General features: G+C 55.1%; 9 protein-coding genes. 5 read left to right on the top strand and 4 right to left on the bottom strand.

Annotation, left to right across the window (positions count from 1 at the left end; all coding sequences use genetic code 11):
* Positions 1-83: 83 nt before the first annotated feature.
* Positions 84-476 (top strand): (deoxy)nucleoside triphosphate pyrophosphohydrolase, encoded by a 393-nt coding sequence (locus QP978_RS04545; RefSeq protein WP_187400138.1) that lies wholly within the window; start codon positions 84-86, stop codon positions 474-476.
* A 41-nt stretch (positions 477-517) separates the two neighbouring features.
* On the top strand, positions 518-3,406 hold the full coding sequence (locus QP978_RS04540; RefSeq protein ID WP_187406492.1) for a DUF3427 domain-containing protein: 2,889 nt from the start codon (positions 518-520) through the stop codon (positions 3,404-3,406).
* 97 nt (positions 3,407-3,503) lie between these two features.
* Here the strand turns inward: QP978_RS04540 and QP978_RS04535 are convergent, their stop codons facing one another.
* Positions 3,504-4,643 (bottom strand): trypsin-like serine protease, encoded by a 1,140-nt coding sequence (locus tag QP978_RS04535; protein WP_242458664.1) that lies wholly within the window; start codon positions 4,641-4,643, stop codon positions 3,504-3,506.
* A 255-nt stretch (positions 4,644-4,898) separates the two neighbouring features.
* Positions 4,899-5,981 (bottom strand): chymotrypsin family serine protease, encoded by a 1,083-nt coding sequence (locus QP978_RS04530; protein ID WP_284856892.1) that lies wholly within the window; start codon positions 5,979-5,981, stop codon positions 4,899-4,901.
* Between the two features lie 277 nt (positions 5,982-6,258).
* Between QP978_RS04530 and QP978_RS04525 the strand changes: the two genes are divergently transcribed.
* Complete coding sequence (locus QP978_RS04525) at positions 6,259-6,813, top strand: hypothetical protein (protein WP_049190066.1); 555 nt, start codon at positions 6,259-6,261, stop codon at positions 6,811-6,813.
* A 28-nt stretch (positions 6,814-6,841) separates the two neighbouring features.
* Here the strand turns inward: QP978_RS04525 and QP978_RS04520 are convergent, their stop codons facing one another.
* Positions 6,842-7,675 carry a hypothetical protein gene (locus QP978_RS04520; RefSeq protein ID WP_070643448.1) on the bottom strand — a complete coding sequence of 278 codons (834 nt, stop codon included), beginning with the start codon at positions 7,673-7,675 and terminating at the stop codon, positions 6,842-6,844.
* A gap of 198 nt (positions 7,676-7,873) precedes the next feature.
* Entirely contained in the window at positions 7,874-8,695 is an 822-nt protein-coding gene (locus QP978_RS04515; protein WP_240593320.1) for a (2Fe-2S)-binding protein, read from the bottom strand.
* Positions 8,696-8,872: 177 nt separating this feature from the next.
* On the opposite strand from QP978_RS04515, the gene QP978_RS04510 reads away from it, so the two are divergent.
* Positions 8,873-9,691 (top strand): hypothetical protein, encoded by an 819-nt coding sequence (locus QP978_RS04510; protein WP_240593319.1) that lies wholly within the window; start codon positions 8,873-8,875, stop codon positions 9,689-9,691.
* A gap of 91 nt (positions 9,692-9,782) precedes the next feature.
* Positions 9,783-13,628 carry an ABC transporter ATP-binding protein gene (locus tag QP978_RS04505; RefSeq protein WP_284856891.1) on the top strand — a complete coding sequence of 1,282 codons (3,846 nt, stop codon included), beginning with the start codon at positions 9,783-9,785 and terminating at the stop codon, positions 13,626-13,628.
* The last annotated feature ends 22 nt before the right edge of the window (positions 13,629-13,650 follow it).

Below are 13,650 nucleotides of genomic sequence, written 5' to 3'. Positions count from 1 at the left end.
GAAGCCCAAGAGTTCACCATAGCCCGATCTGCAAACAGTGACGATTACTAGAATGAGGCGCAATGACAGAACGCGGAGTTGAGATGAAAAAACGAATCGAAGTTGTAGGTGCCGTTCTTACCTACGAAGGAAAAATCTTCGCCGCCCAACGCGGCCCAGGTCGCTCGATGGAAAACTATTGGGAATTTCCCGGTGGAAAGATCGAAGAAGGCGAGTCCCCTCGTGAGGCTCTAGCCCGTGAACTAAGAGAAGAGCTAAAACTTGACGCTGAGATTGGGAACCACATTCTCACTGTCGACCATGAGTATGACTTCGCCGTTATCTCACTTGCGACATACTTTTGTTCCGTTTCTTCTCCCGAAATCAAGCTAACGGAGCACACTGAATATCGTTGGTTAGAACCGTCCGAGCTTTATTCCGTTGATTGGGCGCCAGCGGACATCCCTACAGTCGACATTCTTGTAAACGAACAGTAATCAATACAAGCGACGCAGCGCGCATTTAGTATGCTAAAACAATGATGAATTCCCTGGTCGGAGACCTACGCTACGGCTTCATCGATAAAAACACCGTTGCCGACAAAAAATACAATCCCCGACTCATTCGCAACGACGAGTCGGCCACTATGTACAATGCGCTCCGCGAGGAGCTACGCACCGCTACGAGTTTCATATTTTCAGTAGCATTTATTTCTCCGGCCGCTCTTGCCATGCTGAAGGAGGATCTCCTTCAGTTTTCTGGCCCAATGACGATCATCACGTCGAACTACCTTGATTTCAATTCACCATCGATGTTCAGAGAACTACTCGAAATTGAGGGACTGAACGTCTACATCTACCCCGAAGATCATCACCGGGGTTTTCATCCAAAGGGATACCTCTTTTACAAGGAGGTTGAGCTTTCAGCCATCGTCGGCAGCGCAAATTTGACGCAAAAGGCGCTCCAGGAAAACGAAGAGTGGAATCTGCACTTTTCCAGTCACCAGAATGGTGATATCACATTCCAAATTGAGACTGCCATTGATATGCAACGTAGCCGTTGCATCCCACTAACTCATCAATGGGTCGATGAGTACGAACAAAACCGCGTACCTCCAGTTTCGAAAAACACGCACACAAAGTTGCTGCCCGAGGGCCCAGTTATCGCCAATCAAATGCAGCAGGTAGCGCTGTCGAATATCGCTGACTTGAGGCAGTCAGGCGAGCGGAAAGGCCTCATAATTTCCGCTACCGGCACGGGGAAGACGATCCTTGCTGCACTAGCAGTTAAAGAAGCACAGGCCAAGCGGGTCTTGTTCGTTGCCCACCGGGAACAGATTCTGGAAAAGACTAAGAGTGAGTTCCAAAAGGTACTTGCCTACTCCGGTTCTGAGCTTACGGACGCCGACTTTGGACTCTTGGTTGGTGGGAAAAGAGAAACTGATGCACGATACCTTTTTGCCTCAGTTCAATCCTTGTATTCCCAATCGACTTACAAAACCTTTTCTCCAGATGCCTTTGACTTCATCATTATTGATGAGGTTCATCGTGGCGCTGCTAATTCCTACAAGCCAGTTTTTGCATACTTCAACAGTGAGTTTGTCCTCGGCTTGACCGCAACTCCCGAGCGTCCAGATTCAGGGGACATCTTTCGCCTCTTTGATTTCAACGTTCCTTACGAAATCCGACTGCAAGCCGCTCTTGAAGCCGACATGCTCGCACCATTCCATTATTTCGGTGTCACCGATTTTGATGATGGAGTTCGAGCGATCGGTGATAAGACTGCATCCATCGATGCTCTCGTCGCTGAAGATCGTATCGACTATCTCCTGGAGAAGCTCCGTGTCTACGGGTTTCCTGAGAGAGTTAAGGGGCTCATATTTTGCAGTCGGAAAGACGAAGCGAAAGCGCTATCGGAGCAGCTTAACCAAAAGCAGCTCTTTGGCCGGCAGCTACGGACGAAGGTGCTTCTAGGTGAAGACTCAATCTCGACACGAAATGCTGTCGTTGCGGAGTTATCTGCAGGCGAACTCGACTACATCATCACCGTTGATATTTTCAACGAGGGCATCGACATTCCGGCAGTAAATCAAGTAGTGATGCTGCGCGGCACCGAATCAAACATCATTTTTACCCAACAGCTGGGCCGTGGCCTTCGCAAAGCCCCAGGAAAAGACCATCTCCGAGTAATTGATTTCATTGGAAACTACAAGAACAATTACATGATCCCGATGGCTCTTTTCGGAGATTCATCTAGAAATAAGTCGAAGCTCAAGAGCAAAGTCGTTGATCCCTCCAATATCCCATCGGGCTCTACTGTGAGCTTTGATGAAATTGCCAAGGAGAAGATCCTTAAAGCCATCGATACAGCCTCGGTGGACACGATTGCTGAATTTAAAAAGGATATTCAACTTCTCCAGTACCGACTGAATCGTGTACCACGACTAATGGATTTTGCTCGATTCAACCTCGTTGACCCTACAGTGATCTCCACCAGGCGTACCAAGAATTATTGGGAACTCCTACACCAGGTGGACAAAGCAGCAACAGGACCAACGGATAAGCAGAGTGAATACTTGAAGTTTTTGTCCCGCGAGCTACTTCCCGGAAAGCAACCCCAAGAGTTACTTCTACTTGACCAGCTTATTAAGCATGGTTCCATCACACGTGAAGAGTTTTCAGATTTACTCGACACAAGGGCTGTTTCTCACAGCGAGCTGGATCTCTCTGTTGTCGAACGAGTGCTCAACCTCGATTTTTACCCGAAGCGGGCCTACGAAGAAATTAGATTGGTCCGGTACGATGACGAAACCTCACGTTACAGTCTGACTGAGGAATTTTTGACTTTGTACAACAAGTGGGATTCGTCATATCCAAACAGCTTTCGAGAGCATGTGGATGACATCATTCAAACTGGTCTTTTCCTGTCCCGCGAAAATGATTATTTCGCGGGTGTGCTTCGCCGCAATCAACGATATTCCAGAAAGGATGTTTCTCGTCTTTTGAGGCTTCGGTCGGATCAATCAGGCACGCTAAATGGCTACAAGATTGATTCCCACTCGCAGACGATTCCAATCTTTGTAAACTACCGAAAGCACAAAGGGCTTGCTCCTCGCATCGCATACGAGGATGAATTCATTGACCATTCGACGATGCGTTGGTTTACACGTTCAAATAGGACACTAAAGAGTCAGGAAGTCCAGAGCATCATCCAACATAAATTCCCTATCCATTTGTTTGTACGCAGGGATGATTTACCAGATGAAGGATTCACCTACCTTGGCGAAGCCACTCCAAGTGATCCCCAGCAAGCAAAAATGAAGGGGGTTAAGGGGAAAGACTCGAATGTTGTCACAATGAAGCTTCACCTTGAACATCCCGTTCCCGACACATTCTTCGAGTACCTTCACGCAAAGCCGATTGACTAACGAAAGCAAACCCCCTACCCCGCCACTGTGGCGGAATAGGGGGTTGGACGGAGCGTCGTAAAGCGAACGCCCTATCTACGAGACTGCGGTGACCTGATTAGAACAGGCTCGGCAGGTTCGCCTGCGAGGAAATGTTGCTGGCTGCCTGCGTTGCCTGAGCGGTCGCACCCGACAGCTCCGGAATCGGCAGCTCCGGGAGAGATGGGCTCTCCGAGATGATGTCCGCAATCTCCGGCGGGACCTCGACGCCCTCTGGGAGCAGCTCGCCAATCGGGCCCAGGTCCGGCTCTTCCTGCGGGACGTGCTGGTTGGTGAACTGGACGTCCTCGTCAATCGTGCGGAACTCGGACTGCGGTTCGGTGGAGGTCTCTACCTTGAAGCGCTCGTTGACCTGGCCGTCCGGAATATCGTACTGCTCTTCAAGAGCAACGTCAATCGGCTGGAAGCGGCTCAGCGGGCCGATGCCCATGGAGTTAACGCCGATGGCCTCGCGAGTCTCCGGGTTGTAAGCGTTTCCGCCCGAATCGCCGTGGTCAATCGGAGCGATAGCCCAGACACCGTTGCGGACACGGAAGACCTGGAAGCCGCAGCCGCGGCCAGTACGGGAACCGTCGGTGCACACGGGCTCACCGAGGTTGTCGAAGGAAATCTCCATCGGCTCGAGAGTGCGCTTGTCCTCGATACCGACGATCTGAACCGGCTCGCCGTGGACGTTGCCGAACTCATCCACAGAGTGGGACATAGAGGTGGTCTTGATGTCGTCCTGAACCTCAATGATGCCGTAGTCACCGCTATTGAAGAGCTCGTTGAAGAACTCCGGCATAGTGGTGTTTTCATCGAAGTCACCCTCTTCCGGCATGACATCGGTGCCCATGTAGTCCTTGTTGACCAGCTTGTCGCCATCCTTGGTTGGGATGAAGAACTGGCCGGTGACCTCTTCGCCGGTTTCAGTATCCTTCGCCACAACACAGTGGCCGGCAGTCATGATGACACGATGCGAAACACCATTCTGATCCACAACGGTGCCAGGAACTCCCAGAGAGCACATCGGGGACTGAACATGACGTCCATCGATGTTCTTGCTGCTCGGGAACGGCATTCGCAACGGCGAGCCCGGGCCGATGACAACATCCGAGTTTGCCGGTGCAGCCTCAGCTACCGCGATTCCGGGCACAAAGCCACCTGCAGCTACCGACAGTGCAGCCGTAAGTGTGGCGACCTTCTTCGAACTGGCCATAGTGTGCGCTACTCCATTTCTGTACAGAAAACTTGTCCCACTCAGTGTATTAGGGACACCTTTACAAAGCTCTCCAAAAATGGAACCTAGGGTGAAATTCTCAGTCGTGGAACCGTTCAATCGCCTTCACGGCACGCGCATTACGCATCAAAAAGTTTGTTCAACAGCAATGCAAGAGCCAGAACCATCCGCCTTGGATGATTCTGGCTCTCTTAACGGTTCGGGGGTGATTTTTGTCAGATTCTCAGACTGGCGCTAGCCCTCAAAGCTTGGAAGCTGAATTTCTGCCAACTGAGGCAGCTCAAACGGCTGTGACGATTGTGGCAATTGGGGCGATTGTGGCAGCTCAGGCAGTTGCGGCGACTGCGGCAACTGGTCCACAAGATCAGTTAACTGCGGTACAGAAGCTTCCTGCGAAGCCTGCGAATCCTGCGCCCGGGCATACTCCTGATCCGCCGCCATATCCTCATTGAGGGTGCGGTAGGAGGAGTCGCGCTGAGCCGTGGAATCCGATACCTCGAAGTGGTCATTTACCTGACCATCGGGAATGCCGTAGGCCTCCTGAATGGCAATATCCGCGGGCATCACACGCGAGACCGGACCGAAGGTCATCGAATTTACGCCAATAACTTCGTTAGTGGTCGGATCATAGGCATTTCCGCCGGAGTCACCATGGTCAACGCCAATACCAACCGTCCAAATGCCGTTTCGAGCCCGAAATACCTGATAGCCACAGGCACGTCCAGTACGCATGCCGTCCTTACAGATAGGTTTGCCAAAATTATCGAAGGAGACCTCGCCACGCGGCAGATCTTCATTGTCTTGAATGCCAGTCATCGCTACAGGCTCCCCGTAGCTCTGACCATTTTCATCGATGGAGTAACTTGCGCCGGTAGTTTCTACGTCCGGATCAAGGTTGATTACTCCATAGTCTGCACCATTAAAGGCCGCCGGCAACGACTCCAGTCCGACATCTTCCTGCGGCACTTCCCAACGGTGAGCACCTGTCGTACCAATGCGCTTATCGCCTTCGGTGGTTGGCACATACACCTCACCGGTAACGATTGGCAGACCCACATCCGGAGCATCATTCACACAGTGCCCTGCGGTCAACATGACCCGATGCTTTTCCCCATTGCGGTCCGTCACCGTCCCAGGAACACCCGCCGAACACATCGGCGAGTTGACATTTCGGTGCCCATCCCACGGGCTTCCCTCCATGGGAGTTCGAATCGGGTCACCCGGACCAACCACGACAGCATGTGCCGCGACCGGGGCTGCTAAGGACAAAAGTGCTGCGAAAGCCGATACCGCCATTCGACTTCTTGCGTGCTTCATTGAGACGAATCTTTCAAATTTTTAGTTTTCCTTTAGGACCATCCCCCACACTAATCCACCACCCCACCCACAGAAATAGCGTTTTCTCAGACTCTTGGACTTTTACAAAAGTCGTTATCGAATCGTTTCCACAACCCCACATGTCCCTGCAATAACACCAGGCACCTAGCCAATTGACTACCCCCACTTGGGTAGCCAATTGATGCTAAACATATCTCGAACATTAGTTCTATATGTTCGAAAATGTGAGTCCGGGGTGTTCGATAACTTGTGAACCATGAACACAGCAGACGAGTTTCCCATTCATCGCCGCCTAGCTCTTCCCCCACTATCCGCTACCTACCGTGCAGAATGTTTCGAAGACCTCGACCTCATCCGCACAATCCTCTGCCACCCCACCATCGGCCGTAGGCATTCGCCCGGCGCGCTAGATCACACCTTCTCGCTTCCCGACGGGCCTGTGGTCACCGTCCGCGCGTCACGGATAGCGCTTCCTCGCGCACTGGTCTCCCAGCTTGCCGACGTGCACGCGGAATACTTCATCCTGAAGGATGAGCCCATGTTCATGTACTCCGTTTCCGTCAAGGTGGAATCCTCATCGGAGGTAGTCCTCCGCGGAATTGGCGGTTCGAATCGGACGCGGGAAGAAAACCGCCGACGTACTCGGGCTGTGGCTGAGGCACTCCATCGTGCGCAGGACTGCAGCAAGATACACGAAAACGGCACTGACCTCGCACTCCCCGGGCGCCGTTATAGCTGGATTGGCACCAGGGACGCGCGGCCACTGCCGTGTCCTAACGAGCTCTTTTCTTCTCGCCCATCAGCGGCTTAGCACTGGTCACAGTGCTGCCACAGTACGGCTACTCGCTGTCGTCGCCTTCTTCGTCGTCCTCGTCGTCATAGTCGCCATCGTCATAGAGGTCATCATCGTCGTCATCGTCATCATCTTCCCCGTCCAAGGAGGCAACGTGATCAGAGTAGATATACTCCGCGTACCCGTCATCGACGGGTGCCAGCTGATCTTCCCATTCCTCTGCGCGGTCTACCACGAGCGCAAGGACATCCATCAGCTTGTCAAAGTCCTTGAAGGTGCCCAGCGTCAGAACCTCATTGCGCAAGGTCTGGATGTCAGAGTAGAGGTCAGCGAACATCTTGCGACGGTCATCATCGGTGAGAACCGTTTCGGTGTCCGAGTCCCAGAACTCTGCGATGGCCTGGTCGACAATGTCGTCCAAGTTCGCGTCCTGAGAGATGAAGCGGACGTGTGCGCTGGGCTCGTTGTTGTGGGCAGTTACCAAAACCTGGACCAACGAGGAGGTACCAACTTCGGAGGTGACCAAGGTTGCCTCTTCGGGGTCCTGTTCAAACTCCAGGTCAGCAATGCGGTCATCATCACCATCGAGCAGAGTGCGCAGCAGGCCAACAACCTGGTCAGTAGCTACATGGTGGGCGACTGCCGCGACGGCGTCTTCGACGGAGAATACAGCGGAGACCAGAACAGCTTCGAACTCATCGTCCTCATCATCCACATCGGCAGCGGCTACGTAAACTTCGGCAGCCGGGATGTCCTCATCAATGGTGACGAACTGAACCTCCAGGTCAGAGGTAATGGGAACGAAGAGGGTGTCATCGTTGACACGGCTTTCAATGCCCTCGCGGTCCAGTGCCGCAGCAATCTGCTCGAAAAAGCTCATGGGTGGAATCCTCCCTTGAAAGATAATTGGCCTCTACCCGCAGCCAATCGTAGCGACAAACGCGCAATCATGGGGTGGCTCATGCCCCCGGCAATTGCTGCGAAAGATCGCGCCGGCAGCGTGCGTGCTGCTGCAAAGCCGCCAACGCGGTCGGTTGAGGAGCAGGCCGCCAGCTGTCGATTCTCGAAAACAGAGCGCTCAGTAGCGTGCCCAGAGTTGATGGCGTTCCTCACGAGAACGTTTTGGACAGGAGACACACAGATCGGCATCTGGGCTGTGATAAATCATGCAGCAAGTAGCTCTCTCCAGGTGAGTAACTACATCGAAGTCCGGTTCTTCTCCCGCCTCAGCAGCAGCTTCATCCCAGGGGAGCACCTCGCCTCCGCAGGAATCCATGAAACGAGGAAGAGGAACCCGATGTACTCTCTGTATTCCCTCAACGACATGTTTGCCAATAAGCGCTCCACGCCAGGGCTCCATCAGCTCATTACCGGCGGATATTGCGGCGTTAGCTACGGCATCGGCAGCCACGGCCCAAAGAGGGGCAGGCTTGATTTCCCCGACTTCTCCAACAACCTGAGCCAACGGCTCCAAGAAATGAGCCAGTGCTTCGCCGGAATCCTTCAGCTCATCCACATCCTCAGCGGAGATGCTTTCAAACTGTTGAGCTTGGAACCCAACCCAATAGTCATCTCGAAGAAATGTGAGCCAAGAAGACCACTGCCACACTGGAACTCGATCGGACACCAACACGCATGCCAGCGATGGCCCTACCAATGCTCCGCACATGGACCACCACCACAACTGGGCCTGGAAACGGGTATCCACCTCAACCTCGGGCATGGGAAACAGCTTTCTCCCAGCCTCAATTCCGGCGGCTACAGCTTCGGTAGAAAGGTGCCACTCCGCAGCGCCGTCGTGAGGCGTGACATCTGCGGAAAACCGAGGAAAGTCCGCCAAAAGCTGGGAGTACTCGGGAGGCAATGCGGCACCCCGCGTGACATCGTTCACCAGTCTCATCCTTCTATCGACTGTGTTAATCGCCGTACACCTGTCTATTTTTCCACCGACTACGGAATTTCCCCACAGCTCAGTAGTGTTTATATGGGCATATGGCTCTCAACGGACCCGTTTAGGAGGTCTACTACTTTGTTCCAAAAGACGAAGAAGGATTCAACTCGCACAGTAACTGATGCGGTGAACTCAACCCCCGAAGCGATCGAACGTGATGCCGGAAAACTGGGAACCCTTCTTATCCAAACCCTGGATAAGACCATGAGCTGGCAGTCGTCTGCCATCACCGGGTACGTCAGTTCCCTGCACAAGCGCAAAAAAGATGAAACTCCGGCGCAGGTACAAGAACGTATTGATTCCCACTACCTCAACCTGGTCACCGGCACCGGTGGTGCCGCCGGCGGCAGTGCGGTTCTTCCCGGCGTCGGCATGATTACGGGCTTGGCTGCGGTTACCGGTGAATCGCTGCTGTTCCTGGAAGCATCAGCCTGGTACACACTGGCCTCAGCAACCCTGCGCAATATTGACATCACCGATCCGCAACGCCGTCGCACGCTGATTCTTGCGGCCATGAGTGGTTCTGAGGGGACAGCTATTATGGCCTCTCTGCTTGGCGAGGAATCGCTGCGGAAGCAGACCAAAACTTCCGTAAATTCTCTACTGCCACGGCTTGGCGTTCCGCAGCTGGGTGCAGCAAACCGCCTGCTGATTCGCGAGGCACGCAAGCGCTTGATGAAGAACGCTCGCCTGGCCATCATCGGTAAGATTTTGCCATTTGGAATTGGCGCCGTGGTTGGGGCCTCCGCCAACCGCAAGCTCGGTGGCATTCTTATCAGCTCCACTCGCGCATCTCTGGGCCCGCTTCCCCAGGATTGGTCGGGCTTTGAACGAAAGCTACCGGCTAAATCCAACACCTCTGAGGACTCGAAGAAGGACTCAAAGTCATCGAGGTTCTCTATTCCCTCGGCGCTGAAGTGGCCGAAGAAAAAGAAGAATAAGTAGTTCCTCTTACCCCGATTACCCTTCAGCGACGTTTTTCAATGGAAGAGCGGTACCCACCATGGCCCAGAGCAAACCCCTCAGAACCTCTCCCATGAAGTTCTTGTGGAAACAGTCTCTTCACAGGCCACTACCGCTCTATGGTGTCATTGTTGTAGCGCTAATCGTTGTCGGGCTAGAGTCCGTACTTCCGCTTCTCACTAGAGATGCCATTGATGTGGCAACGGGCTCTTCCGATGGCGGTGTCCCCGCGCGCCTACTGCCTTCCCTAACTCCCCTGCAGGCAGTCATTTCCGTCTTTCTGGCCATCGCGTTAGTACGCTTCGTCGCCCAGGTGGGGCGCAGATTCTTCTCCGGCAAACTCTCCATTGATGTTCAGCACGACCTGCGACTAAAGATCCTTCGCTCCCTACAAAACCTCGATGGTCCAGCACAAGACCGAGTCAACACCGGCCAGGTCGTGTCACGGTCAATTTCCGACCTCCAGGCAGTGTCCGGACTACTGGCGATGTTGCCGTTGACACTGGGATCCGTCGTCAAGCTGTTCATCACTATCGGCATCATGCTCGCCCTCTCGCTGCCCCTGACACTGGTCGGCCTCGCCGTCGTGCCAGCGATTGTCTACATTGCGGTGAATTCGCGTGACAAACTCCATGCCGCAACCTGGGCTGCCCAACAGCAAGCAGGCGAGATCGCCGGACAAGTCGAGGAAACCGTTTCCGGCATTCGCGTTGTCAAGGCGTTTGCGCAGGGTGACAACGAAGTTGCGAGGATGGAGCGTAACTCGTCGCTGCTCTATTCCCTACGCCTGCGAGCGGCAAAACTCAGCGCTCGATTCCAACCGGCGCTGCAGTCGTTGCCGCAACTGTCCCTCGTCGGAAATATCGCAGTCGGTGGCTGGCTCGCGATTAACGGACACATCACCCTAGGCACGTTCGTGGCGTTTGCCACGTATCTCACCAGCCTGACTGCCCTGTCGCGTCTGGTCTCCAACATGGTCATCTCGATACAGCTGACGTCGGCAAGCATCGACCGCATTTCCGATGTCATCGACGCCCGACCAGACAACCCCGAACCCACCGACGCGCTCCCCCTCCCCAACGGTCCTGTTGGCATCAGCTTCAACCACGTCACCCACAGCCGTGGCGGACGCACGCTTATCGACGATGTCTCATTCTCCGTCGCGCCAGGGGCGACCTTAGCGTTGATTGGCCCACCGGGGTCCGGAAAGACTATCGCCACGGAGTTACTCGGCCGTCACTATCTGCCGGATTCGGGAACTATCACTATCGATGCGCCCAGCCACAGCACATCCACAGATACGGCGCGCATTCTCTCCAGCGACGTATATGACGCTATAACTGTCGTTCCGGACACTCCTTATCTATTTGCGGGCACGTTGCGTGAGAACATCGCATTCGCCAATCCCGCGGCGTCCCAGGAAGAGATTAACGCCGCAGCGACCGCCGCCCAGGTCAACTTCGTCGACGATCTGCCTCAGGGGTGGGACACAGCCATCGGCGAGCGCGGGCATAATCTCTCCGGCGGACAAGCTCAACGCGTCGCGTTAGCACGGGCATTCCTCGCCCGTCCTCGAGTTTTGGTTCTCGACGACGCGACCTCAGCAATCGATGCTGCAACAGAGTTAGAAATCTTCAACGCGCTGACCTCGCAGCTAGCGGAAACGACTATCGTCATCGTGGCGCATCGATCTTCCACTCTCGAGCAGGCGGACCACATCGCCATTTTCGAAGACGGTGCCATCACTGGCATTGGCACCAAGGCCGAACTGATTACTTCTCATCCGCGCTTCACCGAGCTGATGGACATCGACCAGAGCGCCTACCCCGAAATCGAAAACCTCGTTCTCGACCCCATTGGCAGTGAGGACCCCAGCCCCGAGGAACTCTGGCCCGACGAAACCGCGCCAACCTCCGACAACTCCACGCCAGACACCGCTGCGCGGCTTCCCGGAGGTGCCACTTCTCAAATGAGCCGCGGGGTTGGCCGAGCCGGAGGAGGTCCAGGCGGTCCAGGTGGACCCGGTGGTCCAGGTGGCCGCGGCGGCGGTCGTGGTGGCATGGGGGCGGCTCTCGCCAATGCTCCTGCGACGCCTGAGCTTCTCGAGCGTGTGCGAAACCTCCCACCCGCTACCGAAAAACCGCGTGTGCCCGCTGCGGCACTCGACAACTCCGAGCTTTTTTCTCTGCGCCGGCTGCTCTCCTATGTCCGTGGCCTATTTATAAGTGTCATTGCGCTACTCGCCCTCATTGCCGTCGCCGATCTGGCGTTCCCCATGCTCGTGCGCTACGCCATTGACCACGGCATCAGTGAGCACAATGAGGCCGTGCTGTGGGCCTGCGCCGCAGGTGGCTTGGCGACGGTCCTCATCAGTTGGCTTGCCGTAGCCACAAATGCTGTTATTACTGCGCGCACTGGTGAGCGGCTGCTCTATGCCCTGCGTGTGCGCTGCTACCGTCACCTGCAGTCGCTTGGCATTAACTACTTCGAGGCCAATCGCTCGGGCGCCATCATGACGAGGATGACAACCGACATCGACGCGCTGTCCTCTTTCCTGCAAACGGGACTGGCAGAAGGGGCTATCGCCGCGTTTACTCTGCTCGGTGTCACAGCGCTGTTGCTTGCCACACAGGTGTCACTCGCCGCAGTGGCGTTGGCATCGCTTCCCATCATTGTGGTGTCCACTCTGGTATTCCGCCGGATCTCCTCGCGCCTATACAAGGCTGCGCGAGAGCAGCTCTCCTTGGTCAACGCTGATTTTCAGGAGACTATTGGTGGGCTTCGCGAGATTCAGATGTACCACCGCGTCGCCGATATCGAATCTTCCTTTGCCGAGGAATCCAACAAGTACCGCGCAATTCGTCAGAGAGCACAGCTGGCCGTGGCTCTATTCTTCCCCGGCATCAACTTCGTCTCTGAGTTGGCAACAGCCGCGGTATTGGCTGTCGGTGCCCAACAGGTTGCTTCGGGAACCACGACACCCGGCGTACTCGTCGCCTTCACGCTGTACCTAGGAATGCTCTTTGGCCCGATTCAGCAGCTGTCCCATGTTTTCGACGGCTACCAGCAGGCGAAGGTCGGCCTCAATCGCATTGATGACCTCCTACAGACCGCCCCCATGCCAGATCACGGCACTACTGACGGCGCGTCCCGCGCAGCTGCTGGCGACCTGCGCTTAGACAAGGTAACTTTCTCCTACCCCGCCGCCGACTCTGAGCACGAACGCCCGCAGGTTCTCGATGCTCTCGATTTGCAGATTCCTGCCGGAGAAACAGTCGCAATTGTCGGATCCACCGGCGCCGGAAAATCAACAATCATTAAGTTGTTTGCTCGGTTCTACGATCCAGTTGACGGTGTGGTGCGAGCCTCCGAAACTGACATCCGCGACTTCCCTCTTAACGATTGGCGACGCACCCTCGGCTATGTCCCCCAAGAATCACACCTGTTTTCGGGGACAGTAGCAACAAATATTTCCTACGGTCTACCGGACAGCAGTCATGCTGAAATTCAGCAGGCCGCGAAAAACGTCGGTGCCCTCAGCACCATTGCCAGCCTGCCCGGTGGCTTCCACCACCCCGTCGGCCCAGATGGCCGAGGGCTCTCCTCCGGACAGCGTCAGCTCATCGCACTCGCTCGTGCCGAAATGATGCGTCCTGAACTGCTGCTTCTCGACGAAGCCACCGCGACACTCGACCCTGCAACAGAGTCGGCAATCCTTGAAGCCACTGACCGTGCGTCGCGTCAACGCTCGGCAATTATTGTGGCCCACCGCCTGGCTACAGCGGCTCGGGCCAACCGGATTTTGGTACTTGACCACGGGCGTATTGTCGAGGACGGCTCCCATGACGAGCTCCTAGCGGCGGGTGGCCAATACGCAGAGCTTTGGAGCAAGTACCATATGGGGAGCGCGACGGTGTAGTAATTCAGAATTTTCGTTATCC

It is taken from the genome of Corynebacterium sp. MSK035 (assembly GCF_030232615.1).
In the GTDB taxonomy this organism is placed as follows: Bacteria; Actinomycetota; Actinomycetes; order Mycobacteriales; family Mycobacteriaceae; genus Corynebacterium; species Corynebacterium jeikeium_D.
Note: the sequence above shows the minus strand (reverse complement) of the source record. Positions and strands in the feature narration are given on the sequence as shown.

Bases quoted from the DNA above. Each gene is read 5' to 3' on its own strand.
- QP978_RS04520 (WP_070643448.1), bottom strand. From the start codon at position 7,675: ATGAGCTTTTTCGAGCAGATTGCTGCGGCACTGGACCGCGAGGGCATT.
- QP978_RS04515 (WP_240593320.1), bottom strand. From the start codon at position 8,695: ATGAGACTGGTGAACGATGTCACGCGGGGTGCCGCATTGCCTCCCGAG.
- QP978_RS04530 (WP_284856892.1), bottom strand. From the start codon at position 5,981: ATGAAGCACGCAAGAAGTCGAATGGCGGTATCGGCTTTCGCAGCACTT.
- QP978_RS04525 (WP_049190066.1), top strand. From the start codon at position 6,259: ATGAACACAGCAGACGAGTTTCCCATTCATCGCCGCCTAGCTCTTCCC.
- QP978_RS04545 (WP_187400138.1), top strand. From the start codon at position 84: ATGAAAAAACGAATCGAAGTTGTAGGTGCCGTTCTTACCTACGAAGGA.
- QP978_RS04505 (WP_284856891.1), top strand. From the start codon at position 9,783: ATGAAGTTCTTGTGGAAACAGTCTCTTCACAGGCCACTACCGCTCTAT.
- QP978_RS04535 (WP_242458664.1), bottom strand. From the start codon at position 4,643: ATGGCCAGTTCGAAGAAGGTCGCCACACTTACGGCTGCACTGTCGGTA.
- QP978_RS04540 (WP_187406492.1), top strand. From the start codon at position 518: ATGATGAATTCCCTGGTCGGAGACCTACGCTACGGCTTCATCGATAAA.